The organism is Pseudomonas sp. 50_B, assembly GCF_017491625.1.
In the GTDB taxonomy this organism is placed as follows: Bacteria; Pseudomonadota; Gammaproteobacteria; order Pseudomonadales; family Pseudomonadaceae; genus Aquipseudomonas; species Aquipseudomonas danubii.
Genome location: NZ_JAFGYX010000036.1, coordinates 1 through 24,410, shown reverse-complemented (window position 1 = coordinate 24,410; position 24,410 = coordinate 1). Strand labels below are relative to the sequence as shown.

General features: G+C 65.6%; 20 protein-coding genes. 12 read left to right on the top strand and 8 right to left on the bottom strand.

The genetic code is table 11. The annotated features are described in order from the left end of the window. Nucleotides 1-3 precede the first annotated feature (3 nt). Nucleotides 4-963, bottom strand: a complete 960-nt coding sequence (locus J5M73_RS29680; protein WP_003218556.1) for a MoxR family ATPase — start codon at nt 961-963, stop codon at nt 4-6. A gap of 903 nt (nt 964-1,866) precedes the next feature. Then, a complete protein-coding gene (locus J5M73_RS29675; protein ID WP_102863321.1) occupies nt 1,867-2,223 on the bottom strand; it encodes a hypothetical protein in 357 nt (118 codons plus the stop codon). Nucleotides 2,224-2,777: 554 nt separating this feature from the next. Between J5M73_RS29675 and J5M73_RS29670 the strand changes: the two genes are divergently transcribed. Continuing rightward, the gene (locus J5M73_RS29670) at nt 2,778-7,637 is read left to right on the top strand and encodes an NAD-glutamate dehydrogenase (protein ID WP_102863322.1); all 4,860 of its coding nucleotides are present in this window, start codon (nt 2,778-2,780) and stop codon (nt 7,635-7,637) included. A 100-nt stretch (nt 7,638-7,737) separates the two neighbouring features. On the opposite strand, the gene J5M73_RS29665 is transcribed toward J5M73_RS29670, so the two are convergent. The 3 genes from J5M73_RS29665 to J5M73_RS29655 all read right to left on the bottom strand — a co-directional run bounded on the left by J5M73_RS29665 (nt 7,738) and on the right by J5M73_RS29655 (nt 10,666). Beyond that, on the bottom strand, nt 7,738-8,463 hold the full coding sequence (locus J5M73_RS29665) for an META and DUF4377 domain-containing protein (protein WP_240322012.1): 726 nt from the start codon (nt 8,461-8,463) through the stop codon (nt 7,738-7,740). Nucleotides 8,464-8,808: 345 nt separating this feature from the next. Beyond that, complete coding sequence (locus J5M73_RS29660) at nt 8,809-10,173, bottom strand: hypothetical protein (protein ID WP_207816805.1); 1,365 nt, start codon at nt 10,171-10,173, stop codon at nt 8,809-8,811. A 181-nt stretch (nt 10,174-10,354) separates the two neighbouring features. Continuing rightward, complete coding sequence (locus J5M73_RS29655; protein WP_102863325.1) at nt 10,355-10,666, bottom strand: hypothetical protein; 312 nt, start codon at nt 10,664-10,666, stop codon at nt 10,355-10,357. Nucleotides 10,667-10,909: 243 nt separating this feature from the next. Between J5M73_RS29655 and J5M73_RS29650 the strand changes: the two genes are divergently transcribed. Genes J5M73_RS29650 through J5M73_RS29640 form a run of 3 tightly spaced genes read left to right on the top strand, consistent with a single transcriptional unit; the run spans nt 10,910 to nt 13,097 of the window. Beyond that, the gene (locus J5M73_RS29650) at nt 10,910-11,566 is read left to right on the top strand and encodes an STN domain-containing protein (RefSeq protein ID WP_102863578.1); all 657 of its coding nucleotides are present in this window, start codon (nt 10,910-10,912) and stop codon (nt 11,564-11,566) included. Continuing rightward, the gene (locus J5M73_RS29645; RefSeq protein WP_102863326.1) at nt 11,563-12,108 is read left to right on the top strand and encodes an RNA polymerase sigma factor; all 546 of its coding nucleotides are present in this window, start codon (nt 11,563-11,565) and stop codon (nt 12,106-12,108) included. Before J5M73_RS29650 ends, J5M73_RS29645 begins: the two co-directional genes overlap by 4 nt. 38 nt (nt 12,109-12,146) lie before the next feature. After that, nucleotides 12,147-13,097 carry a FecR domain-containing protein gene (locus tag J5M73_RS29640; RefSeq protein WP_102863327.1) on the top strand — a complete coding sequence of 317 codons (951 nt, stop codon included), beginning with the start codon at nt 12,147-12,149 and terminating at the stop codon, nt 13,095-13,097. A gap of 372 nt (nt 13,098-13,469) precedes the next feature. Here J5M73_RS29640 and J5M73_RS29635 read toward each other — a convergent pair whose 3' ends face one another. Beyond that, complete coding sequence (locus J5M73_RS29635; RefSeq protein WP_102863328.1) at nt 13,470-14,078, bottom strand: prepilin-type N-terminal cleavage/methylation domain-containing protein; 609 nt, start codon at nt 14,076-14,078, stop codon at nt 13,470-13,472. Beyond that, nucleotides 14,075-14,539 (bottom strand): type II secretion system minor pseudopilin GspH, encoded by a 465-nt coding sequence (gene gspH / locus J5M73_RS29630; RefSeq protein WP_258009269.1) that lies wholly within the window; start codon nt 14,537-14,539, stop codon nt 14,075-14,077. Before gspH ends, J5M73_RS29635 begins: the two co-directional genes overlap by 4 nt. A 115-nt stretch (nt 14,540-14,654) precedes the next feature. Here gspH and J5M73_RS29625 point away from each other — a divergent pair, with 115 nt between their 5' ends. Beyond that, nucleotides 14,655-15,095: a type II secretion system protein N gene (locus J5M73_RS29625; protein ID WP_102863330.1), complete on the top strand. Its 441-nt coding sequence runs from the start codon at nt 14,655-14,657 to the stop codon at nt 15,093-15,095. A gap of 3 nt (nt 15,096-15,098) precedes the next feature. Here the strand turns inward: J5M73_RS29625 and gspI are convergent, their stop codons facing one another. Next, a complete protein-coding gene (gene gspI / locus J5M73_RS29620) occupies nt 15,099-15,485 on the bottom strand; it encodes a type II secretion system minor pseudopilin GspI (protein ID WP_102863331.1) in 387 nt (128 codons plus the stop codon). Between the two features lie 148 nt (nt 15,486-15,633). On the opposite strand from gspI, the gene gspG reads away from it, so the two are divergent. The 7 genes from gspG to J5M73_RS29585 all read left to right on the top strand — a co-directional run. Further along, nucleotides 15,634-16,080, top strand: a complete 447-nt coding sequence (gene gspG / locus J5M73_RS29615; protein WP_102863332.1) for a type II secretion system major pseudopilin GspG — start codon at nt 15,634-15,636, stop codon at nt 16,078-16,080. A gap of 8 nt (nt 16,081-16,088) precedes the next feature. Further along, nucleotides 16,089-17,072, top strand: a complete 984-nt coding sequence (gspK, locus tag J5M73_RS29610) for a type II secretion system minor pseudopilin GspK (RefSeq protein WP_102863333.1) — start codon at nt 16,089-16,091, stop codon at nt 17,070-17,072. Continuing rightward, entirely contained in the window at nt 17,069-18,253 is a 1,185-nt protein-coding gene (gspL, locus tag J5M73_RS29605; RefSeq protein ID WP_102863334.1) for a type II secretion system protein GspL, read from the top strand. The genes gspK and gspL overlap by 4 nt, the downstream gene beginning before the upstream one ends. Then, the gene (gspM, locus tag J5M73_RS29600; RefSeq protein WP_102863335.1) at nt 18,246-18,806 is read left to right on the top strand and encodes a type II secretion system protein GspM; all 561 of its coding nucleotides are present in this window, start codon (nt 18,246-18,248) and stop codon (nt 18,804-18,806) included. The genes gspL and gspM overlap by 8 nt, the downstream gene beginning before the upstream one ends. After that, the gene (gspD, locus tag J5M73_RS29595) at nt 18,803-21,193 is read left to right on the top strand and encodes a type II secretion system secretin GspD (protein WP_207816803.1); all 2,391 of its coding nucleotides are present in this window, start codon (nt 18,803-18,805) and stop codon (nt 21,191-21,193) included. Before gspM ends, gspD begins: the two co-directional genes overlap by 4 nt. A gap of 1,086 nt (nt 21,194-22,279) precedes the next feature. Next, complete coding sequence (gene gspE, locus J5M73_RS29590; protein ID WP_102863337.1) at nt 22,280-23,701, top strand: type II secretion system ATPase GspE; 1,422 nt, start codon at nt 22,280-22,282, stop codon at nt 23,699-23,701. Then, the coding region (locus J5M73_RS29585; protein ID WP_207816800.1) for a type II secretion system F family protein at nt 23,701-24,410 on the top strand (710 nt) is incomplete at its 3' end. The genes gspE and J5M73_RS29585, both read left to right, overlap by 1 nt.

Here is a 24,410-nt window from a genome sequence, read left to right as displayed (position 1 = left end):
AGATCAGGCGACGGCAACGACGTCGAGGATGCGCTGTACCACACGGTCCTGGTCGATGCCTGCCGCTTCAGCCTCGAAGGACAGAATGATGCGGTGGCGCAGCACGTCGAACAGCACCGCCTGGATGTCTTCCGGGCTGACGAAATCGCGCCCGGCGAGCCAGGCGTGGGCCCGGGCGCAGCGGTCCAGGGCAATGGAGCCGCGGGGGCTGGCACCGTAGGCGATCCACTCGGCCATTTCCGGGTCGAACTTGGCCGGGGTGCGGGTGGCCATCACCAGTTGCACCAGGTATTCCTCCACCGCGTCGGCCATGTACAGGCCGAGGATTTCCTTGCGCGCGGCGAAGATCGCCTGCTGGCTGACCCGACGCTCGGGCTTGGTTTCGCCATTCAAGGCTTCGCCGCGGGCCTGCTGGAGAATGCGGCGTTCCACGGCGGCGTCCGGGAAGCCGATCTTGACGTGCATCAGGAAACGGTCGAGCTGGGCTTCGGGCAGGGGATAGGTGCCTTCCTGCTCGATGGGGTTCTGGGTCGCCATCACCAGGAACAGGGGCGACAGTTCATAGGTGCTGCGCCCGACACTGACCTGACGCTCGGCCATGGCCTCCAGCAGCGCCGACTGGACCTTGGCCGGGGCACGGTTGATTTCGTCGGCCAGCACCAGGTTGTGGAAGATCGGGCCTTGCTGGAACACGAAGCTGCCGGTTTCCGGGCGATAGATCTCGGTGCCGGTGATGTCGGCGGGCAGCAGGTCGGGGGTGAACTGAATCCGATGGAATTGCGCTTCAATGCCTTCGGCCAACTCTTTGATGGCCTTGGTCTTGGCCAGTCCTGGAGCGCCTTCGACCAGCATGTGGCCGTCGGCGAGCAGGGCGATGAGCAAGCGCTCGATGAGTTTTTCCTGGCCGAGAATCTGCGTTGAAAGAAAGGTTCGCAGCGCCAATAGCGCTTCACGATGTTCCATCGGTGACTGTTCCTGGAGAGGGTGCGCCCCGGGCGTTGAACTAACGTCGGGGCTGGGGGCGATACTTTAATCCATAGCGGGGGTCGGCGACTAACGGGGAAAACCTGATTTAGCCAATTAGTCGAAAAAAAAACACCGCCACCCACCGATTCCCGCAGGCGGTTCCTGTAGCCGCTGCCGCAGGCTGCGAACGGTTTGGGCGGCATACCGACGCAGGAGACGCGGGGATCTGGAGGGCCACCGAGGTTTGGCGGGAGGCCGTCAGGCAAGGTCCTGCGGACCTTTTCGCAGCCTCGCCACAGGCTCGGCAGCGGCTACAGGCGTTGCCAGGATGTGCGGCTGTTGTAGCCGCTGCCGCAGGCTGCGCACGGCTCCGCAGGAGACGCGGGGATCTGGAGCGCCACCGAGGTTTGGCGGGAGGCCGTCAGGCAAGGTCCTGCGGACCTTTTCGCAGCCTCGCCACAGGCTCGGCAGCGGCTACAGGCATTGCCAGGATGTGCGGCTGTTGTAGCCGCTGCCGCAGGCTGCGAACGGCTCCGCAGGAGACGCGGGGATCTGGAGCGCCGCCGAGGTTTGGCGGGAGGCCGTCAGGCAAGGTCCTGCGGACCTTTTCGCAGCCTCGCCACAGGCTCGGCAGCGGCTACAGGCATTGCCAGGATGTGCGGCTGTTGTAGCCGCTGCCGCAGGCTGCGCACGGCTCCGCAGGAGACGCGGGGATCTGGAGGGCCGCCGAGGTTTGGCGGGAGGCCGTCAGGCAAGGTCCTGCGGACCTTTTCGCAGCCTCGCCACAGGCTCGGCAGCGGCTACAGGCGTTGCCAGGGCTGTTGTAGCCGCTGCCGCAGGCTGCGCACGGCTCCGTAGGAGACGCGGGGATCTTGAGGGCGCCGCAGGTTCAACGGCGGGTCAGGGCAGTTGGCTGATGTAGGTGCCGGTGCCCTTGAGGATGTTCTGCAGGGTCAGTTCCACTTCGGCCAGGTCCGAGGCGGCGGTGCTGTGGCGGATTTCCAGGTGGTCGGAACCGTTCAGGGCGTCGGCGTCGGCCGCAGCGATTTCGATCAGCAGGGTGGTCGGGCTCAGGGTGACCTTGACGCCATCGAGGGTCGAGGGCTCGCCGTCGAGGGTGATTTCCAGCTCGTCCTCATCCGGGTAGCGGCTCATCAGGAACATCTCGCCCTGGCTGCTGTGGCAGCAGAGCATGGCCATGTTGTCTTCTTCGTCGTCGCAAGGGTTGGCGATCAGGTGGGCAGTGGTCATGAGCATGGGGGCATTCCTGGGGCGGGGCCGGCAGCGGCCGGACAGGGCACAAAGAAACAATTCTGCCAGCCCGAGGGAATTTCTGCTGGCTTGTCTGTCAGAGAACAGGTCGTGAACAGTCATCACCTGCAGCGTCACTTCTGGTACGCAAGTACCGTGAAACCGGGGAAAAACCCTGGTTTTTCTCCGTCGCCTGCTAGTGTTGTTCAGGGCACCGTCCGCCAGTTGCGTGCCGTTGACCGAATATGTCGCAGCATCGCAAGCAGCTGTCGCGTTCCACTCGTTAAGCTGCGCAGCGGACAATTTGTTCTCAAGTGCAATTGGGGGGGCGTCCGAAGGGTGATGGTCACCTGTAAAGGCATTGCGCGCTCTGCAAGCGCCAGTCGTTTTTGCAGATGCCCATCCCGGGAAGGTGAATGTGACCTGCGCGTCTCGTCCAGCTTCACCCACCTGGCATCCTGCAACCTCTGCCCGAGACCAGGAGCAGGATGCACCACCGCCCCGCAAGGGGTTTGCACGCGACGCTACCATCAATAACAAGCCCAAGCGGAGTACCACAGATGGCGTTCTTCACCGCAGCCAGCAAGGCCGACTTTCAGCACCAACTGCAAGCGGCACTGGCCCAGCACATCAGTGAACAGGCACTGCCACAAGTGGCGCTGTTCGCTGAACAATTCTTCGGCATCATTTCCCTGGACGAACTCACCCAGCGTCGCATGTCCGACCTGGCGGGCTGCACCCTTTCTGCCTGGCGCCTGCTTGAGCGCTTCGATCACGCGCAACCGCAAGTGCGCGTCTACAACCCCGATTACGAACGTCACGGCTGGCAGTCGACCCACACCGCGGTGGAAGTCCTGCACCACGACCTGCCGTTTTTGGTGGACTCGGTCCGTACCGAACTCAACCGTCGCGGCTACAGCATCCACACCCTGCAGACCACCGTGCTCAGCGTGCGCCGTGGCAGCAAGGGCGAGCTGCAAGAAATCCTGCCCAAGGGCACCCAAGGCGAAGGCGTGCAGCAAGAGTCGCTGATGTACCTGGAGATCGACCGCTGCGCCAATGCCGCCGAACTCAGCGTGCTGGGCAAGGAACTGGAGCAGGTGCTGGGTGAAGTGCGGGTCGCCGTGGCCGACTTCGAGCCGATGAAGGCCAAGGTCCAGGAACTGATCGAAAGCATCGACAACAGTCAGTTCGCCATCGCTGCCGATGAAAAGACCGAGATCAAGAGCTTCCTGGAATGGCTGGTGGGCAACCACTTCACCTTCCTCGGCTATGAAGAATTCGTGGTCGGCACCGATCAGGACGGCGGGCATATCGACTATGACCCCAGCTCCTTCCTCGGCCTGGCCAAGCTGCTGCGCGCCGGCCTGACCAGCGATGACCTGCGCATCGAAGACTACGCCGTCAACTACCTGCGCGAACCGACGCCGCTGTCGTTCGCCAAGGCCGCGCACCCCAGCCGCGTGCACCGTCCGGCCTACCCGGACTTCGTCTCGATCCGTCAGATCGATGCCGACGGCAAGGTGATCAAGGAATGCCGCTTCATGGGCCTCTACACCTCCTCGGTGTACGGCGAAAGCGTGCGAGTGATTCCCTACATCCGCCGCAAGGTGGAAGTCATCGAGCAGCGCTCGGGCTTCCAGGCCAAGGCGCACCTGGGCAAGGAACTGGCCCAGGTCCTGGAAGTGCTGCCACGGGACGATCTGTTCCAGACCCCGGTGGACGAGCTGTTCAGCACCGTGATGTCCATCGTGCAGATCCAGGAGCGCAACAAGATCCGCGTGTTCCTGCGCAAGGACCCGTACGGTCGCTTCTGCTACTGCCTGGCCTATGTGCCGCGCGACATCTATTCCACCGAAGTGCGGCAGAAGATCCAGCAAGTGCTGATGGATCGCCTGCAAGCCACTGACTGCGAGTTCTGGACCTTCTTCTCCGAGTCGGTGCTGGCCCGCGTGCAGCTGATCCTGCGGGTGGACCCGAAACAACGCATCGACATCGACCCGCTGCTGCTGGAAAAAGAAGTGGTGCAGGCCTGCCGCAGCTGGCAGGACGACTACGCCAGCCTGGTGGTGGAAAGCTTCGGCGAAGCCCACGGCACCAACGTGCTGGCGGACTTCCCCAAAGGCTTCCCGGCCGGCTACCGCGAGCGTTTCGCCGCCCACTCGGCGGTGGTGGACATGCAGCACCTGCTGAGCCTCACCGAAGCCAACCCGTTGGTGATGAGCTTCTACCAGCCCCTGGGCCAGGTCTCCGGCCAGCGCGAGCTGCATTGCAAGCTGTACCACGCCGACACCCCGCTGGCGCTGTCCGACGTGCTGCCGATCCTGGAAAACCTCGGCCTGCGCGTGCTGGGTGAGTTCCCGTACCGCCTGCGCCACAACAATGGCCGCGAGTACTGGATCCACGACTTCGCCTTCACCGCCGCCGAAGGCCTGGACCTGGACATCCAGCAGCTCAACGACACGCTGCAGGACGCCTTCGTCCACATCGTCCGTGGCGATGCCGAGAACGACGCCTTCAACCGCCTGGTGCTGACTGCCGGCCTGCCATGGCGCGACGTGGCGCTGCTGCGTGCCTACGCCCGCTACCTGAAGCAGATCCGTCTGGGCTTCGACCTGGGCTACATCGCCAGCACCCTGAACAACCATACCGACATCGCCCGCGAGTTGACCCGGTTGTTCAAGACCCGTTTCTACCTGGCGCGCAAGCTCACCAGTGAAGACCTGGAAGACAAGCAGCAGCGTCTGGAACAAGCGATCCTCACCGCCCTGGACGACGTTCAGGTGCTCAACGAAGACCGCATCCTGCGACGCTACCTGGACCTGATCAAGGCCACCCTGCGGACCAACTTCTACCAGACCGACGCCAACGGCCAGAACAAGTCCTACTTCAGCTTCAAGTTCAACCCGCACCTGATCCCCGAGCTGCCCAAGCCGGTGCCCAAGTTCGAAATCTTCGTCTACTCGCCACGGGTTGAAGGCGTGCACCTGCGCTTTGGCAACGTGGCGCGCGGCGGCCTGCGCTGGTCCGACCGTGAAGAAGACTTCCGTACCGAAGTCCTGGGCCTGGTAAAAGCCCAGCAAGTGAAGAACTCGGTGATCGTGCCGGTGGGCGCCAAGGGCGGCTTCCTGCCCCGTCGCCTGCCATTGGGCGGCAGCCGGGACGAGATCGCGGCCGAGGGCATCGCCTGCTACCGCATCTTCATTTCCGGCTTGCTGGACATCACCGACAACCTGAAAGACGGCGCCCTGGTACCACCGGCCAACGTGGTGCGGCATGACGACGATGACCCGTACCTGGTGGTGGCGGCGGACAAGGGCACTGCGACCTTCTCCGACATCGCCAACGGCATTGCCATCGACTACGGCTTCTGGCTGGGCGACGCCTTCGCCTCCGGCGGTTCCGCCGGTTACGACCACAAGAAGATGGGCATCACCGCCAAGGGCGCGTGGGTCGGCGTGCAGCGCCACTTCCGCGAGCGCGGGATCAATGTCCAGGAAGACAGCATCACCGTGGTCGGCATCGGCGACATGGCCGGCGACGTGTTCGGCAACGGCCTGTTGATGTCCGACAAGCTGCAACTGGTGGCGGCGTTCAACCACCTGCACATCTTCATCGACCCGAACCCGGACCCGGCCACCAGCTTCGTCGAGCGCAAGCGCATGTTCGAGCTGCCGCGTTCGGCCTGGACCGACTACGACACCAGCATCATGTCCGAAGGCGGCGGCATCTTCTCGCGCAGCGCGAAGAGCATCGCCATCTCGCCGCAGATGAAAGAGCGCTTCGACATCCAGGCCGACAAGCTGACCCCGACCGAGCTGCTCAACGCCTTGCTCAAGGCGCCGGTGGACCTGTTGTGGAACGGCGGGATCGGCACCTACGTCAAGGCCAGCAGCGAAAGCCACGCTGACGTCGGCGACAAGGCCAACGACGCCCTGCGCGTCAACGGCAACGAGCTGCGCTGCAAAGTGGTGGGCGAGGGCGGCAACCTGGGCATGACCCAGCTGGGTCGTGTGGAATTCGGCCTCAATGGCGGCGGTTCCAACACCGACTTCATTGACAACGCCGGTGGCGTGGACTGCTCCGACCACGAAGTGAACATCAAGATCCTGCTCAACGAAGTGGTGCAGGCCGGTGACATGACTGACAAGCAGCGCAACCAGCTGCTGGCCAGCATGACCGACGAAGTCGGCGGCCTGGTGTTGGGCAACAACTACAAGCAGACCCAGGCCCTGTCCCTGGCCGCGCGCCGTGCCTACGAGCGTGCTGCCGAGTACAAGCGCCTGATGAGCGACCTGGAAGGCCGTGGCAAGCTGGATCGCGCCATCGAGTACCTGCCGACCGAGGAGCAGCTCACCGAGCGCGCCGCGACCGGCAAGGGCCTGACCCGTCCGGAGCTGTCGGTGCTGATTTCCTACAGCAAGATCGACCTCAAGGAAGCCTTGCTCAAGTCCCTGGTGCCGGATGACGACTACCTGACCCGTGACATGGAGACCGCGTTCCCGCCGAGCCTGGTGGCCAAGTTCTCCGAAGCCATGCGTCGCCATCGTCTGAAGCGCGAGATCGTCAGCACCCAGATCGCCAACGACCTGGTCAACCACATGGGCATCACCTTCGTGCAGCGCCTGAAGGAGTCCACCGGCATGAGCCCGGCGAACGTTGCCGGTGCCTATGTGATCGTGCGGGACATCTTCCACCTGCCGCACTGGTTCCGTCAGATCGAAGCCCTGGATCACCAGGTCTCGGCCCAGGTGCAACTGGAGCTGATGGACGAGCTGATGCGTCTGGGCCGTCGGGCGACCCGCTGGTTCCTGCGCAGCCGTCGCAACGAGCAGGATGCCGCGCGCGATGTCGCCCACTTCGGTCCGCACCTGGCGGCCCTGGGCCTCAAGCTCGACGAACTGCTGGAAGGCCCGACCCGCGAAGGCTGGCAGAACCGTTACCAGGCCTATGTCGAAGCCGGCGTACCGGAGTTGCTGGCGCGCATGGTTGCAGGCACCACTCACCTGTACACCCTGCTGCCGATCATCGAAGCCGCCGACGTGACTGGTCAGAGCGCGGCCGATGTGGCCAAGGCCTACTTCGCCGTGGGCAGCGCCCTGGACTTGCCGTGGTACCTGCAGCAGATCAGCGATCTGCCGGTGGGCAACAACTGGCAGGCCCAGGCCCGTGAAGCCTTCCGCGACGATGTGGACTGGCAGCAACGGGCGATCACCATCAAGGTGCTGCAGATGGCCGATGCGCCGGACGACATGGAAGCCCGCGTGGCCCTGTGGCTGGAGCAGAACGCGAGCATGGCTGATCGCTGGCGCGCCATGATGGTGGAAATCCGTGCCGCCAGCGGCACCGACTACGCCATGTATGCCGTGGCCAACCGGGAACTGCTGGACCTGGCCATGAGCGGTCAGTCGGTGCTGTAACGGCCTGACCCCGCCCTGAACAAAAAAAGCCCCGTATCGCAAGATACGGGGCTTTTTTATTGCCTGGCGTCGGTGCCGGCAGGCGGTTGTCGGGTAAGGCTTAGCGGGTCTTGGCCGAGGCGTCCTGCTCGACCACCATGTCCAGCACGTAGACCGTGGACGGGGCGTCGGCAGGCGGGTTCTTCCATTCGTATTGCTTGACCCGCAGCACGTTGCGCACGCCGTCCTGGTGCTCGTAACCCTCGATGGACTGGTACAGCGGATGCCAGGCGTCCTGGGTTGGCAGTTGCAGGCCGGCGGCATCGTAGCGGCGCTCACGCACTTGCAGGCACTGGAAGTCGGGGATCAGCGGGTGGCTGCATTTGACGGTCTGGGCCGCCACTTCCAGGAAGCGCGTCTGGCCCTGGCTGCCGTAGCGGGTTTCGGGGGTGGGCTGGCCTACGAACTTGAGCTGGGTGCCGTCCTGGGTGGTCAGTTGCAGGGTCGGAGTCGATTCGTCGCCGCCGAAGGTGGTGCGCAGGTCGCCCTTGAACAGGCGGCCGACTTCGGCATCCAGGGTCATCAGGCTGGGGTCGCAGGCCATCATGGTCGAGGCCAGGGGCTGGACCTTGAGCACGCCGTTTTCAGACTGGAAACCGCCGAACTGGCGGTTGCAGCCGCCGCTGATGTTGAGGTTCTGCCCGGTGAAGGTCAGGCGCAGCTGGCGCTCGATGCCCTTGTCCAGGGCGGCAACGGGTTTGCCCGCCGCGTCGCTGGCCGAGACCAGTTGCCAGTAGTAGGCGGCCAGTGCTGGTTGGGCGCTGACGGAGGCAGTGCTGGCGGGCATGGAAGAGGATCCTTCAGGGGGAGTGGACGCCGGGGTGCAGGCCTGGAGCAGGGCGGCACAGACGGATACGAGGAGGATGTTTTGCTTCATGGTTCGCTCTTTCAGCCTTGATGGAGTATGGCCTGGCGCATGGGCGGCAGGCCCAGGCCGGTAACCTGTGGCAGTGATGCGCGGCGCCCGCCACCTGGGCCGGGCGCCGCCGGACGACCGCTGCCGTTACCGATTGCGATGTGACAGCACTGTGCCAGTTCGGTTTCATGGTCGCTGGCCAGCGGGAGTGTTACCAAATCTTGCGCGCGCGTTGCAAGCAGCGCCCCGGATTGCCCGCCGCCCAGTGTCCCGGGCTTACCAGAACCAGTAAGGCAGGAATTTGGGCGTTGGTTCATTGGCCAGTTCCAGGTGATAGGTGATGGCGTTGAAGAAGAACCCATCGAGCAGGAGAAACGCCGCCACGCCGAACGCCAGGACGATCACCTCGTGATGCCGGTGCTCGGCGTATTGCCGGCCGATCCAGTAGCGCACGCCGCTGAGCAGGACAAAGCTTGCGAACACACCGGCGAAGTTGGGCTGCAAGGGCTGGGCGGCAAACGCGTTGTAGCCCAGTACCAGCAGCGCCAGGACCGCGCCGCAGGCGGGCAGGTTCAGGCACAGGCGCAGCAGGCGTTTGCGGGTGGCGCTGAACAGGCCGTTGGGGTCGACGAATATATAGGCCGCCAGCAGGGAAATGGCCGGGGTGATGGACACGATGTAACGCGCCTTCTTCGAGTTGGGAATGCTGAAGAACAGGATCAGCACCAAGAACCAGGCGCCCAGGTACAGCAGCAGGCGCGGTGCCGACGGCGGCGGCGCGCTGAACCCCGGCCTGGCGCTTCTGACCATGACGCACAGGGCGTAGAACGCGGTGAAGCTGTAGGTGATCAGCCCGACGCTGAAGTAGAAGTAATAGCGTGGCGAGTGATTGCTGGCGATCCGGCCCAGGCCCTGCATCTCCAGCACTTGCTGCATGAAGGCGTCACCGCCCTGCACCTGGGCGGCCCAGGCCAGCAGGGCGACCCCGGCGGCGAACAGCAGGCCGCTCAGCAGCGAGAACCCGACCAGGGTCCGCCACTGCCGGCTCAGCAGGTAATAGGTGCCGACCACCAGTGCCGGGCCGATCATGCCGATCGGCCCGCGCAGGGCAAAGCCCAGGATCAGCCCAAGCAATACCAGCGCCAGGCGTGCGCGCTGTTGCTTGAGATCGGCGGTGTAGGCCAGGTAGAAGCAGCCCGCGGTGATCAGGGCGGGGTAGATGTCCAGGGCCAGGGAGTTGACGCTGTCCAGGAACGCCCAGGTGAACAGCGCAAAGAGCACGCCGCAGACGCCCCATTTCTGCTCATGCAGGGCCCCCAGCTTGTAGATGAACACCAGCATCAGCGACGCGGCAATGCACAGGGGCAGGCCCATCGACAGCACGGACAGCTGGCCGAAGGGCAGCGACGCCAGGTAGACCAGCACCGTGTTGACAACGGTGTAGTCGGGATACGGCTGCAGATCCTCGGCGATGGGGAACAGCGTCATGCCGTGCTGCAGCATGTAGTCGGCGAAGTCGACGAAGCGCGTGGTGTAGTTGAGGACGGCCGGTTTGTATTGCAGGCCCATGAGCAGCACCAGGGCCACCAGGAAAATACTCAGGCCGGGTCGTTGCCAGATTTGTTTTTGAACGCTTTCCATGTTCACAACACACAAAAAAGCCGACGGTATGGTGGCCAGCACTCGAACGCGTGCACGAATGGCGGCGTGGCAGGTTGCTGGCACCGGTGTTTGGGTGCAGCAATCTAGCGCGGCCGAGGTTAACGGCCGGTATAGGGGCGCAATCCCGATAGTGGCCGCTTGAGGGCGGAGGAACTGGCCCTCAGGGCCGTTGCGGCTTGACCGAGGTGCCGAAGGTATTCCCCATGCGCACGCTGGTGGCGGCCGGTGTCGAGAGCCCGACCTGGTTCGGCGGGCGCTTGTGCACCGGGTCCTCCATGGCCTGTTGATTGGCCTGGGCCGCCTTGACGGCGTCCGGGTCGTTGCCCATCTGTTTGCTCAGGCAGTTGTAGTCGGGGGCCTTGTAGCCGCCGACGCTGACTTCCACACAACCCTCGCGGGCCTCCTCGGCCTGCAGCGTCCAGGGCAGGGCGCACAGCAACAAGGTGGCGGCGTATTGGCTTGAACGATTCATCCTGGCCTCCTGGCAGACCCGGGAAAGCGGGCCTCGATGCCGGCCGAGTGTAGTGCAAACCGATGACTGAAAAAGTGATGGTTTTTTTGCCGTGGCCGTAACACCAGATTCATAAACTGGCCTCAGGATGACGCTTTTAGGGATTGGACTGCAGTGCAGCGACGCAGCGCGCAGGTCGGGCGATGGACTTCATTGCACGGGGGCTTGGCGACCTGTGTGCTGGGGTTCGTGCTGCTGGCGTTGATGCCGCAGGGCTGGGGCCAGCCCGCTGTCGAGGGACCGCCCCGGGTGGATTCCCAGGCCTTGCTGACGCTGGAGATTCCGGCGCAGAACCTGGTGGATGCCCTGGAGCTGTTCAGTCGCGCCACAGGAATGGCGGTGCTGGTGGATCGGGAGTTGACCCGGGGGCGGCGGTCGGTGGGGATCAAGGGCCGCTACAGCGCTCAGGAGGGCTTGAGTCGCCTGCTGGCGGGCAGTGGCCTGATGGCCCGTTATGCCCGCAGCGATGCCTTCACCCTGCAGGTGCCGCAGGCCACGCCGGCCACGCCGCTACCGGGTGCGGGAAGCAGCCGGGCGGCGCGGCTCAACAGCAGTTATGCCAGTGCCGTGCAACAGGCGGTGGAGCACAGTCTGTGTGGTTCGGCGCTGACCCGTCCGGGCCGCTTTCGCGCCTTGCTGCAACTGTGGATCGGCGCCGATGGCCGGGTGCAGCACAGCCGCCTGGTGAGCTCCACCGGCGATCTGCAGCGCGATGAAGCCTTGGTGCAGCGCCTGGCCGACACCCGGGTTCAGCGCCAGGCGCCCAGCTCGCTGCGCCAGCCGCTGACCTTACTCTTGATACCGGACACAACAGGGAAACGCATGGACTGCAGGGAATGGGAAGGAGCTTCCGGGGTATGAAAAATACCGCACAGAGTGCGATGGTCAGGCTGTTCCTGACGTCCTACGAGGACTTTCGGGTGCGCTTGCGCAGGCGCCTGGGCTCCGAGGACCTGGCCAACGACGTCCTGCATGAAACCTACCTGCGGGTCGACCGCATGGAAGAGCCGCCCAACCTGCTGCAACCCAATGCCTACCTCTATCGCATGGCCCTGAACATTGCCGCCGACCGCCGCCAGTCCGACGCCCGGCTGCTGACCGGCGACGAGGTCGAGGAACTGCTGCACATCGCCGATGACACCCTGGACCCGTCGCGGGTGGTGGGCGGCCAGAAAGAAATCCAGACCCTGCTCAAAGCCCTCTACGAACTGCCGGCGCGGCGGCGCAAGATCTTTATCGCCGCGCGCCTGGAAGAGGCGCCGCACCTGGAAATTTCCCAGCGTTTCGGCATTTCCACACGGATGGTGGAGAAAGAAATCAAGGCTGCCCTGGGCCATTGCGCCTTGCGCCTTGAAAGAAAAGTCATTCAGCGGTTCGGTCCCGGGGCCGGAAAACTGTCCTAGACAAAGAGTCCCTGATCAATCCGTGAGTACCTGCGCGCTTGAACATTTTTAGCATCTGCACCCCCCAGGCCTCGGCGGACCCGCAACTGCTGAGGGAAGCCCAGGACTGGCTGGTCCTCCTGACTTCGGGTCGGGCCACCGTGGCCGACGCCCGGGCGCTGCGCCAATGGTGCGCACAAAGCCCGCAGCACGCGGCCGCCTTCGAGCACACCAAGGCCCTGTGGCACTGCCTGCAACCGGTAGCCCAGCAGCTGGAGCAACAGTCCCGGCCCCGGCACTTGGGGCGTCGGGCGTTTCTGGGTGGCGCGATTGCGGCGTCGGCGGCGCTGTTCATGGTGCGGTTCACTGTCCCGGGCGGCTTTGCCGGGCTGACCGCGGATTTCGCCACCGACGTCGGTGAGCAGCGGCGGGTGGACCTGGCCGAGGGCATGCGCCTGGAGCTCAATACCCAGACCCGCATCAGCCGCCGCGATCCAGGCGCGGGCGAGCAGGGCATTGAACTGCTGGAGGGCGAGGTGGAAGTCTTCAGCCACAGCACCCAGGCGCTCAAGGTCCAGGCCGGAGATGGCTGGCTGAGTGCGCGCCAGGCGCGCTTCAATTTGCGCAACACCGATCATCAGGTGTGCGTGACCTGCATCGAAGGCAGCCTGCAAGTGGCAGTGGCGGGGCGCAGCATTCGCCTGGACAGTGGCCGACAACTGACCTACGACGCCAGGGCGGTGGGCGAGCCGATCGCCGTGGACCCCCGCAGCGTGATCGCCTGGCGCGAGCAGGTGCTGGTGTTCGACAACGCCAGCCTCAACACCGTGATCAGCGAGATCAACCGCTATCGTCCGGGGATGCTGGTGCTGCTCAATGCCGAGTTGGGCCAGCGCAAGGTCCAGGCGCGCTTCAACCTCAACCAGTTGGCGGGCGTGGCCTTGCTGATTCGCGACGCCTATGGCGCCAAATGCACCGAGCTGCCCGGTGGCGTGGTACTGCTCAGCTGACCCCCCGCGAGATCCCTGCGTCTCCTGCGTCGGAATGCCGCCCAAGCCGTTCGCAGCCTACGGCAGCGGCTACACAAACTCCGGATCGACATTGGCCCTGTAGCCGCTGCCGAGCCTCTGGCGAGGCTGCGAAAAGGCCCGCAGGGCCTTGCCTGGCGATCGTCCGTCGATCTTGGGCGGACTCAAGATCCCCGCGTCTCCTGCGTCGGAATGCCGCCCAAGCCGTTCGCAGCCTGCGGCAGCGGCTACACAAACCTGATTCGGCACTGGCCTGTAGCCGCTGCCGAGCCTCTGGCGAGGCTGCGAAAAGGCCCGCAGGGCCTTGCCTGGCGATCTCGCGTAGAACCCTCAGCGCTTCGAACCCGCAGCGTGTTAGAGCAAGGGCCCTAGCACTTGCCGGTAGCGCTCTTCGCCCTGGGGTGTTTGCCGCACCAGGCGGATCTCCAGGCCCGGGGGATTGTCCTGGCGATTGCCACTGAGTTGACGCCAGCCTTTGTCAGGGTTCCAGACCCGTACCTGCAAGTCGCTGACCCGGCCGAGCACGGCCACTCCGTTCTTGGGCGCCGGCAAGGGATAGCGGTCCCGAACCTCGGCCTCGGCGCGGTACAGGGTGTCGCCCTTGAGCCACCAGCGCACGCGTTGCAAGCCAACCCCCGGGGCGGGGGCGCTGCGGATCACTTCCAGGCGAAAGCCCTTGCTGTCGGAACTGCGCACGCTCAGCGGGGCAGGGCTGTCGGGTTCGGCTTCGTCGGTCTCGCCCAGGTTCGGTTCGCGCAACTGGGAAGCGGCCCGCAAGGCCACGTCGCGCTCCAGCTGATTGAGGCTGCGCAGCAGTTCCTCGGTCTGTTCGGTACTGGCCCGCAGATGGCTGTCGGCCCGGGTGACGCTGTCCAGGCCGCGCCAGGCAATCAGGCTGACCAGCGCCATGAGCATGATCGCCACCATCACCTCGATCAGGGTAAAGCCGCGTTGTGTCGTCATGGCTGGCTCACCACCCGCAACTGGCCGCTGGCGCTGCGTTCTACCCGCAAGCTGTTCTGGCCGTCGGACAGCACCACCTGCAGTGGCGGGTTGATCCATTCGGCGTTCAGTACCAGGCGCTGCCTGGGCTCGATATGCACCTGCAGCGTCGGGCTTTGCCACTGCCGTGGCCGCAGTTGCCGGTCGTGGCGAAAGTCGTCGATGCCGCTGCCCTCGTCCTCGCGGCGGCTGAAGGTATAGCCCTTGGCCGTGGCCCGCCAGGTGATCGGCCGGCCGTCGGCCCGGGCTTCGGCCTGGGCCACTTGCAGCAACTGGGCCAGGCCTTCGGCGTCCTTGCGCAGGGTCTGCAGCGGATCGGGGCGGATGCTCAAGCCCACGGCGGCGCTGGCGATGCCGATGATCACCAGCACCACCATCAGTTCGATCAGGGTAAAGCCCTGTTGCTTGCCTGTGTGTCGCACCTTGTGCTCCTTGGCGACGGGACTGGCGTGCCCGACGCAGATGATCGTGCAGTGAAATAAAACCGTGAGAATTGAGCGGTAGGCTGTGGCAACGGACAAACAGGAGGTCCCGCCGATGCTACGTGCCATGTCATTTCCGTCGCGCCTTGACGCCCCCCGGTTGCTGCAATACGCGGCGTTGCTGGCGGCCCTGGCCGGTGTTGCCACCTGGTCGTCGCTGCTGCTGACCCCGGCGCAATCCCAACCCCCGGCAGTGGCGCCCCAGGTGCTCGCCGCGCGCTCCGACAACCCGGCCTTGCAGTGGTTTGCCAACCAGCCGGTGCAGGTGGATATCAAGGTGTCCGGGGTCATGGCCGGCGCCCGTGGCGCGGTGGCGATCCTGAGCCTGAACGACGGTCCGCCGCGCAGCTTCCTGGCCGGCGAGCAACTGACCCAAGGGGTGCGCCTGGCCGCCGTCGAGGCCGACGGCGTGCTGATCGAGCGCGGCGGCGAACAGTCGCGGATCAAGGTCAGCAAGCTGCCGGACTCGCCGCTGCTGCCACGGCTGACACGCTGACCCTCACTGGCGCGGCGCCTGGGGCCGGCTGATCAGGGTTTCCAGGCGGGCCAGGGGCGGCGCCTCGCGGCTGCGCTCGCGCACCTGGACGCTGACCCGCACCAGCCCGGGCGCGGTCGCGGCGCCAATCGCCTGTTCGCAGCGCAGCTTCAGGCGCCCCTGGTCGCAATCGACGCTCTTCAATCCGCTGGGCAAACGGCCTTCCAGGCGCAACTCGGCGAGCCGGCTCTGCGCCGCCAGCAAGGCCAGGGACTTGTCCCGCAGCAGACCGTTGCTCTGGGTCATCAGCCCGGCCACGCGCACTGCCGCGGCCATCGCCACGGCAATGATGGCCAGGGCCACCAGCACCTCGATCAGGGTAAATCCAGCTTGTTTGGACACGGCTCGCATGGGCCCCTCGCGACTGGGAAACAGCCTCGCAGACTAGCCTGCGGGCTTGACCGAATGGCGACTGAAACTCCCGAGGTTTTTCAATACCACTGACATATCTTCTTGCAACACTGCGCGACGAATCGAACTCAAGCCAAGGAATGTCGAGATGGATATCGCGCCTGTCACCTCAACCGCAGCACCCCGAAGCCAGCGTGGCTTCACCCTGATCGAGATCATGGTGGTGGTGGTCATCCTCGGGATTCTGGCCGTGATGGTGGTGCCCAAGGTCCTGGACCGTCCGGACCAGGCTCGGGCCACGGCAGCCAAGCAGGACATCGCCGGCCTGATGCAAGCCTTGAAGCTGTATCGCCTCGACCACGGCAGCTACCCGAACATGAACCAGGGCCTCAAGGTGCTGGTGGAGCGTCCGGCCAATGCCAAGGACAGCAACTGGCGCTCCTACCTGGAGCGGCTGCCCAACGATCCCTGGGGCCGTCCGTATCACTACCTCAACCCGGGGGCCAATGGTGAGGTGGATGTGTTCTCCCTCGGTGCCGACGGCCAGCCCGATGGCGACGGCGTGAATGCCGATATCGGCTCCTGGCAGCTGTAAGGCCGGCCATGAACAGCCATTCGCCCCATGCGGCGAAGCAGCGTGGCATGGCCATCATCAGCGCCTTGCTGATCGCCGCGGTGGTGGCGGTGCTGGCCGCCGCCATGCTCTCCCGGCAAAGCACCTTGACCCGCAGCGTGGAAGCCGAGCAGGCGCGGGTGGTGGGGATCGGGGTGTTGCAGGGCGGCCTGGAATACAGCCGGCAATTGCTCTGGGACGCCCGTCAGCGTGACGTCCTGACCCGACTCGACCAGGCCTGGGCACGGCCCATCGGCGATCAGGCCCTGGGCGGCTTCAACGCGGGGTTCCAGGGCCGCCTGCAAGACCTGCAAGGCAAGTTCAACCTGCGCAATCTGGTGTTCAACCAGCAAGTGGACCCGGTGCAGTTGCAGGCCTTCGAACAGCTGTGTCAGCTGATCGGCATCGACAGCGCCCTGAGCCGACGCATCAGCCAGCGGGTGATCGCTTCCTATCCCCAGCGCTTGGGCAGCACAGCGCACGCCGCCAGCCAAGCGGGCAGCTTCAACAGCGGTCGCCTGACGTCTCCGGGCGCGGCGACCCAGACCTTGCCGCCCCGTCAGCCGATGCTGCGCAGCCTGGACGAGCTGCGGGGCATACAGGGTCTGGACGAGGCCCGGCTGGCCCGTCTTGAACCCTACGTCAGCATCCTGCCGGGCAACACCTGGATCAACGGCAACACCGCCAGTGCCGAGGTACTGACGGCGGCGGTGCCGGGGCTGCCACTGTCCCGGGCCAAGGCCCTGGTGGCGGAGCGTGATGCCGGGCACTGGTTCATCAACCGTGGCGACTTCCTCAACCGGCTACGCATGCCGCACCTGGCCCTGGAACAAATCAAGATCGGCATCACCAGCGAATGGTTCCTGCTCCAGGGCCGGGCTCGCCGCGATCAGCGCCGGGTCAGCCTGGAGGCCCTGTTGCACCGTCCCGAGGACCGCATGCCCCAGGTGATCTGGTCGCGGGTGGGGGCATGAGTCGCTTGCGCATCGCCTTGCCGCCCCTGGCCGAACTGATCGCGGCTGAGCCGCCATTGGCCTGCCCGGTGGACTTCGCCCGGCTTGATCGCAGTGGCCGGGCGGGGGAGATCGGTCGCTGTCCCCTGGGGCAACTGGCCCAGGGTGGCAAGCCGGTGCCGGTGGAGTGCTTCCTGCATCCGTTGGACAGCCTGCTGACCCATATCGAATTGCCTCAGTTGCCGGCGGCGCGGATCAAGGCCGCGGTGGACTGCGCCGCCCAGGCGCTGATCCTCGGCCCCAGTGAGCAGATGCACGTGGCCCATGGCGCCCGGGATGCCCAGGGGCAGGTGGCCCTGAGCTGGTTGCCCAAGACCGCACTGCAAGCCCTGGGGCGTCTGTTGGCACAGGCCGGCCTGAAGCTTCAGGGGCTGTACCCGGCGCCTTATGCCTTGCCGGTGCCGCCGCCGGGGCAAGCCAACCTGTGCCTGCTCGATGGCCAGCTGCTGCTGCGCCAGAGCAGCGGGCAGGGCAGCGTGCAGCCGCTGGTGGAAGAAACCCTGGAGCAGTTGCGGGCTTCGGGCTGCGAGGTGGGCTGGATCGGCGATGCCGCGCCGCCGGCCTGCCAACTGCTGCCGGGCGAGCAACGCTGGAGCGGCCCGCTGCCGGGATGGGGCTTGCACGCTGGCGCTGTGGCGGGGGGCGTGAAGGTCCAAGGCTGGGGCCGGGCCCTGGGGTGCTGCGCCCTGGCCGTGCTGGTCTGGGTCGCGGGGCTGAACCTGTATGCCGCCCGTGAGGCCGAGCAGGGCCAGCGGCTCAAGGCGCAGATGAGTCAGCGGGTCAAGCAGGTGTTCCCTCAGTTGCCGGTGGTGCTCAATCCCCTGCAACAGGCCCGCCAGCAACTGGCGGCGCAGCAGAGCGGGGCGGCTGACCCGACCCAGGTGTTCAGCCGTCTGTTGCAGCAGGCCGGTAGCGCCATGCCCTTTATGGTGGGCAGCGTGCAGAGCCTGAGTTTCGCCGAGGACCGCTTGCAGCTGGAGCTGCTGCCGGACACGCCCAAGAGCGCCGACAGCGCCTGGCAGGGCGCCTTGACCCAGGCCGGCTACAGCGTCCGGGCGCAGGGCAATGGCTGGAGCCTGAGCCCGGCCGCAGACGAGCCGGCCAACGTCGCCGACACCCCCCCGGGAGCTGAAGATGAATAAGGCCAGGCTGGCGCAGTATCAGGCGCGCTGGTCGCGTCTGCGGACCCAGTTCCAGGCCCACTGGAACACTCTGGCGCTGCGGGAAAAACGCCTGCTCAGCGCCACCGCCCTGGGCGTGCTGGGGCTATTGCTGTGGTGGCTGCTGATCCAGCCGCCGCTGAAGACGATCGATTACTGGCAAGCCGAGACGCCGAAGCTGCGCGCCCAGGCCGAGGCCCTGGAAGTGCTGTTGCACGAGGCGGCGGGCCCTGACAGCCGGGGCGCGAGCCTTGAGCAATCCTTGCGCCAGACCCTGGACGGCGCCGGGCTCAAGGACCACTACCAGTTGCAACAGCCTGATGAAGCCGGCCCCGAGAGCTGGCGGTTGACCTTTGAGCAGGCCCCGGCGGATGCCGTGGTCGGTTGGCTGCTGGGGGCTCCCCGGCAGCTTTCACTGCAGGTGGTGGAGGCCCGTCTGCAACGCGCAGCCGCGGCCGCCGCCCAAGACTCGGCAGGCACACTGTCCGGGACCGTTCGCATGGATCAGGCGCAGGGCGCTAAGGAAGCTTCATGAAGTGGTCAGGTTGCAATTACGTGCGCCAGTGTCGCAAGGCCGCACCTTTTCTGCTGCTGGCGTTGGGGGCCTGCAGCAACACCCCGTCCACCACGCCGCCGCCCTTGCTGGTGGACAGCGAACTGGGCCAGCCCCTGGCCAATACCCAGCGCAGCGGCGATGCCCTGCTGGATCGCCAGCGCTTGCAGGCACAGCAGGCTCAGCGGCCGAAAGTCCTGCATCCGGTGACCAACAGCAGTCGCGGCCACAGCAGCCCGCGCAGCACCAGCGTGCCGCGCAACCCCCTGGGCAATCAGCCGGTGCAACTGAACTTCGTCGACGCCGATATCCAGGCGGTGGTGCGGGCCTTGTCCCGCTCCACCGGCCAGCAGTTCCTGGTGGACCCGCGGGTCAAGGGCAGCCTGACCCTGGTCAGCGAAGGCCAGGTGCCGGCCCACCAGGCCTACGACATGCTGCTGGCGGCGCTGCGCATGCAGGGCTTTTCCGTGGTGGACGTGGGCGGCGTGGCCCAGGTGGTGCCGGAGGCCGATGCCAAGCTGCTGGGCGGACCGATCTACAGCGCCGACAAGCCAGCGGGCAACGGCATGCTGACCCGCACCTTTCGCCTGCAATACGAAAATGCGGTGAACCTGATCCCGGTGCTGCGGCCTATCGTTTCGCCGAACAACCCGATCAACGCCTACCCGGGCAACAACAGCATCGTGGTCACCGACTATGCCGAGAACCTGCAGCGAGTCGCGCAGATCATCGACGGCATCGACACCCCCAGCGCCATCGACACCGATGTGGTAGCGGTGCAGAACGGCATCGCCGTGGACATCGCGACCATGGTGGCCGAACTGCTGGAAACCCAGGGCGCCGACCAGACCCAGAAAATCAGCGTGATTGGCGACCCGCGTTCCAACTCCATCATCATCCGTGCCGGCAGCCCGGAGCGCACCGAGCTGGCGCGCAACCTGATCTACAAACTGGACAACGCCCAGAGCAACCCGAGCAACCTGCACGTGGTCTACCTGCGCAACGCCCAGGCCGGCAAGTTGGCCCAGGCCTTGCGCGGGCTGCTGACCGGCGAAAGCGACAGTGGCAGCAGCGACGGCGCCCGGGCCATGCTCAGCGGCATGGGCGGCAACAGCCAGAGCGGCCAGAGCCCGACCCAGAACAGCAGCGGCACGCCCACCGGCAGCGGCAACGTCAGCATCAGTGGCAGCAGTGCCTACGGCCAGGGCAGCAACTCCGGCAGCGGCTTGAGCGGCACTGGCCAGGCAACGGATCAGAACACCGCCTTCAGCGCCGGCGGGGTCACCATCCAGGCCGACGCCACCACCAACACCTTGCTGATTTCCGCCCCGGACCCGCTGTACCGCAACCTGCGGGAAGTCATCGACCAGCTCGACCAGCGTCGCGCCCAAGTGGTGATCGAAAGCCTGATCGTCGAAGTGGGCGAGGACGACGCCAGCGAATTCGGCGTGCAGTGGCAGGCCGGCAACCTGGGTGGGCGTGGTGGCTTTGGCGGGGTCAACCTCGGCGGCAGCGGGCTGCTGGGGACACCGGCCAGCAAGACCAGCATCGACGTCTTGCCCAAGGGCCTGAACATCGGCGTGGTCAACGGCACCGTGGACATCCCGGGGATCGGCAAGGTGCTGGACCTCAAGGTCCTGGCCCGAGCGTTGAAGAGCAAGGGCGGGACCAACGTGTTGTCGACGCCGAATCTTTTGACCCTGGACAACGAGGCAGCGAGCATTTTTGTTGGCCAGACCATTCCCTTTGTCACCGGCAGCTATGTCACCGGAGGCGGCGGCACCAGCAACAACCCGTTCCAGACCGTGCAGCGTGAAGAAGTGGGCCTGAAGCTCAATGTGCGGCCGCAGATTTCCGAGGGTGGCACGGTCAAGCTGGACATCTACCAGGAAGTCAGCAGTGTTGATCCTCGCGCCTCGGTGGATGCCGGGACCGTGACCAACAAACGCGCGATCGATACCAGCATCCTCTTGGATGACGGGCAGATCATGGTGCTGGGGGGGTTGCTGCAGGACGGTTACAGCCAGAGCAATGACGCGGTGCCGTGGCTGTCGAGTATTCCTGGACTTGGGGCATTGTTTCGCAATGAGAAGCGCAGCATTACCAAGACCAACCTGATGGTGTTCCTGCGGCCCTACATCATTCGTGACAGTGGCGCGGGGCGCAGCATTACCCTCAATCGCTACGACTTCATGCGCCGGGCGCAGGGGGAGTTGCAGCCGGAGCGCAGTTGGGCGATGCCGGATATGCAGGCGCCGCAGTTGCCTTCGGCGGCGAAGGCGATTCCGGGGGCGGTGCCGGTTTCGTTGCAGACGCCTGGGGTTGGGCAGGGGCCGCGGGCGACGATCAGGGCGGAGCCGGTGCAATGAATGGGGAGTTGATTCGTTATGGCGGGGAGTGGGGCATATCCGCTGCTGTCGTAGCTGGCAGTTTCGCCTCTGTGGCGAGGGGGATGGAGTGCCTATCTGCTGCTGCGGGTTTGGCGGCTGGCGGGTTTGTCTTGATGGCTTGGGGGTTGGGGGTTGGGTACATATCCGTTGCTGCGGTAACGGCTGCTTATGGTTTCGCCCTTACGGCGAGTCCCTTTTTTTCAAACGCCGGAGTGCCGGCCCAGCAAAAAGGAACCAAAAAACGCTTGCCCCTCCATGGGCCCCTCGCTGGGGCTCGGGGTTCCCTCGCTTCGGCATTGCTCCGGGGGCCCGCCGCCAACCGGCCATCCATGGCCGGGTGGCGGCTAGCTCGGCATCCATGCCGAGCTGCCCCCTACGCAACGCCTACGCTCGGCCGGCTGGGAAGGGGCCTGAAGATCAAGATCAAAAGCCAAGGTGCGCAGGCCGGCTCCTTGTAGCCGCTGCCGAAGGCTGCGAACGAGCGCTCGCGCTCGCAAAACCAGGCGGCGCGATATGTCAGGAATATCGGGGAGGCAGGTTTAGCGTCTCCTGCGGAGCCGGTCGCAGCCTTCGGCAGCGGCTACATGTAACGCGAACGGCGATTAAACAGGCCGGCCGGCAGGCCGCCGTCAGATTTTGATCTTGCTGTTGATTTTGATCTTGATCTGAACGCCCCGTTAACCACGATGGCCGAACGCAGGCATTGAGCCGTGGGTAACCCGGCAGGGATGCCGGGTTAGCCGCCACCCGGCCATGGATGGCCGGTGGCGGCGGCCCACGGATCAATGCCGGAGTGAGGGCATGCCGAGCCTAGGCGAGGCACCGAGTGGAGGGGCAGAGCGTTTTGCTTACTTTTGCGCTTTTCAAAAGTGAGCCGCTGTAAGAGCGGAACCGTAAGCCGCCGCACCCGCAAGAACGGATATGTACCCAAACCCGCTGTAAGAGCGGAACCCTAAGTGGCCACACCCGCAGGAACGGATATGTACCCAACCCCGCTGTAAAAGCGGCCCCACAAACGGCCCCACCCGCACCACCGGATATGCACCCCACCAGGAGGCACAAGCAATGACCACCCAGCTCCCCTACGCCTGGGCCAAATCCCAACGCATTCTCCTGCGCCACAGCGAGCAGGGCGCCACCCTGCTGGTCTGCCCCTCGACCCCCGGCTGGTCCATCAGCGAAGCCCGCCGCCAGTTCGGCCCCGCACGCCTGGAACGCATCCGCGACGACGAGCTCGACGGTCTGTTGGCCACGGCCTACGCCGACACCGGCAGCGCCGCAGCGGTGGTCGGGGCCGCGGAGAATGAGGTGGACCTGGACCGCCTGATGCAGGACATGCCGGAAATCACCGATCTGCTGGACACCCAGGACGGCGCCCCGGTGATCCGCATGATCAATGCCTTGCTCACCCAGGCCGCGCGGGATGAGGCCAGTGATATCCATATCGAGCCCTTTGAAACCCACTCGGTGGTGCGCTACCGGGTCGACGGCACCCTGCGCGATGTGGTCTCGCCACGCAAGGCGCTGCACGGGGCGCTGGTGTCGCGGATCAAGATCATGGCCCAGTTGGATATCGCCGAAAAACGCTTGCCCCAGGACGGCCGCATCGCCTTGCGGGTGGCCGGCCGGCCCATCGACATTCGGGTGTCCACGGTGCCCACTGGCCATGGCGAGCGGGTGGTGATGCGGCTGCTGGACAAGCAGGCCGGGCGCCTGCAACTGGAAACCCTGGGCATGGACCCGGACCTGCTGGCGCGTCTGGATGGCTTGATCCGCCAGCCCCACGGCATCGTCCTGGTCACCGGGCCCACCGGCAGCGGCAAGACCACCAGTCTCTACGCCGCCCTGGCCCGGCTGGATGCCAGCACCAGCAATATCCTCACCGTCGAGGACCCGGTGGAATACGACCTGCCGGGCATCAGCCAGATCCAGGTCAACGCCAAGATCGACATGACCTTCGCCCTGGCGCTGCGGGCGATCCTGCGCCAGGACCCGGACGTGATCATGATCGGCGAGATTCGCGATCTGGAAACCGCGCAGATCGCGGTCCAGGCTTCGCTTACCGGGCACTTGGTGCTGGCCACCCTGCACACCAACGACGCGGTGTCGGCAGTCAACCGCCTGATCGACATGGGGGTGGAGCCGTTCCTCCTGGCCTCGTCGATGCTCGGGGTGCTGGCCCAGCGGCTGGTGCGGCGCTTGTGCAACCAGTGCAAGCAAGCCGATCCGGCCAATCCCGGCACCTGGCACCCGGTGGGTTGCCCGGCCTGCAACCACATCGGCTACAGCGGCCGCACCGGGATTCATGAGCTGTTCTGCATCGACGATGACATCCGCAGCCTGATCCACCAGGGCGCCGATGAGCAGGCCCTGCGGGCCACAGCGCGGCGGGCCGGGATGCTGAGCATGCGTGAGGACGGCGAGCGCTGGGTACGCAGCGGCGCCACCGCACCGGAAGAAATCCTACGTGTGACACGGGACGCCTGATGAATCGCTATCGCTACGAAGCTGCCGACGCCCTCGGCAAGATCGAGTCCGGCCACCTGGAAGCCGACAGCCAGGGCGCGGCTTTCGCCAGCCTGCGCAGCCGCGGCCTGACCGCGCTGCAGGTGCAGTTGGACAGCAACCCAGGCAGCGGCGCAGCTGGGGGACTCTTCAGCCCCAGGCTCAGCGACAACGACCTGGCCTGGGCCACGCGCCAGCTGGCCAGCCTGCTGGGGGCCAGCCTGCCTCTGGAGGCGGCGCTCAGTGCCACGGTGGAGCAGGCCGAGCGCAAGCACATTGCCCAGACCCTGAGCGCGGTGCGCGCGGATGTGCGCAGCGGCATGCGCCTGGCCGAGGCCCTGGCGGCGCGGCCCCGGGACTTTCCGGAAATCTACCGGGCACTGATTGCCGCAGGTGAAGAGTCCGGCGACCTGGCCCAGGTCATGGAGCGGCTGGCGGACTATATCGAGGAGCGCAACGGCCTGCGGGGCAAGATCCTCACTGCCTTTATCTACCCCGGGGTGGTGGGCCTGGTGTCCATCGGCATCGTGATCTTTCTGCTCAGTTATGTGGTGCCCCAGGTGGTCAGCGCCTTTTCCCAGGCGCGCCAGGACCTGCCGGGGCTGACCCTGGCCATGCTCAACGCCAGCGACTTCATTCGTGCCTGGGGCATCCAGTGTTTCGGCGCCCTGGTGGCGGGGTTCTGGGGCTG

Bases quoted from the DNA above. Each gene is read 5' to 3' on its own strand.
- J5M73_RS29625 (WP_102863330.1), top strand. From the start codon at position 14,655: ATGCTACGTGCCATGTCATTTCCGTCGCGCCTTGACGCCCCCCGGTTG.
- J5M73_RS29675 (WP_102863321.1), bottom strand. From the start codon at position 2,223: ATGCTCATGACCACTGCCCACCTGATCGCCAACCCTTGCGACGACGAA.
- gspD (WP_207816803.1), top strand. From the start codon at position 18,803: ATGAAGTGGTCAGGTTGCAATTACGTGCGCCAGTGTCGCAAGGCCGCA.
- J5M73_RS29655 (WP_102863325.1), bottom strand. From the start codon at position 10,666: ATGAATCGTTCAAGCCAATACGCCGCCACCTTGTTGCTGTGCGCCCTG.
- gspK (WP_102863333.1), top strand. From the start codon at position 16,089: ATGAACAGCCATTCGCCCCATGCGGCGAAGCAGCGTGGCATGGCCATC.
- gspI (WP_102863331.1), bottom strand. From the start codon at position 15,485: ATGCGAGCCGTGTCCAAACAAGCTGGATTTACCCTGATCGAGGTGCTG.
- gspL (WP_102863334.1), top strand. From the start codon at position 17,069: ATGAGTCGCTTGCGCATCGCCTTGCCGCCCCTGGCCGAACTGATCGCG.
- gspG (WP_102863332.1), top strand. From the start codon at position 15,634: ATGGATATCGCGCCTGTCACCTCAACCGCAGCACCCCGAAGCCAGCGT.
- gspE (WP_102863337.1), top strand. From the start codon at position 22,280: ATGACCACCCAGCTCCCCTACGCCTGGGCCAAATCCCAACGCATTCTC.
- J5M73_RS29650 (WP_102863578.1), top strand. From the start codon at position 10,910: ATGCCGCAGGGCTGGGGCCAGCCCGCTGTCGAGGGACCGCCCCGGGTG.
- J5M73_RS29660 (WP_207816805.1), bottom strand. From the start codon at position 10,173: ATGGAAAGCGTTCAAAAACAAATCTGGCAACGACCCGGCCTGAGTATT.
- J5M73_RS29680 (WP_003218556.1), bottom strand. From the start codon at position 963: ATGGAACATCGTGAAGCGCTATTGGCGCTGCGAACCTTTCTTTCAACG.
- J5M73_RS29670 (WP_102863322.1), top strand. From the start codon at position 2,778: ATGGCGTTCTTCACCGCAGCCAGCAAGGCCGACTTTCAGCACCAACTG.
- gspM (WP_102863335.1), top strand. From the start codon at position 18,246: ATGAATAAGGCCAGGCTGGCGCAGTATCAGGCGCGCTGGTCGCGTCTG.
- J5M73_RS29635 (WP_102863328.1), bottom strand. From the start codon at position 14,078: ATGACGACACAACGCGGCTTTACCCTGATCGAGGTGATGGTGGCGATC.
- J5M73_RS29645 (WP_102863326.1), top strand. From the start codon at position 11,563: ATGAAAAATACCGCACAGAGTGCGATGGTCAGGCTGTTCCTGACGTCC.
- J5M73_RS29665 (WP_240322012.1), bottom strand. From the start codon at position 8,463: ATGCCCGCCAGCACTGCCTCCGTCAGCGCCCAACCAGCACTGGCCGCC.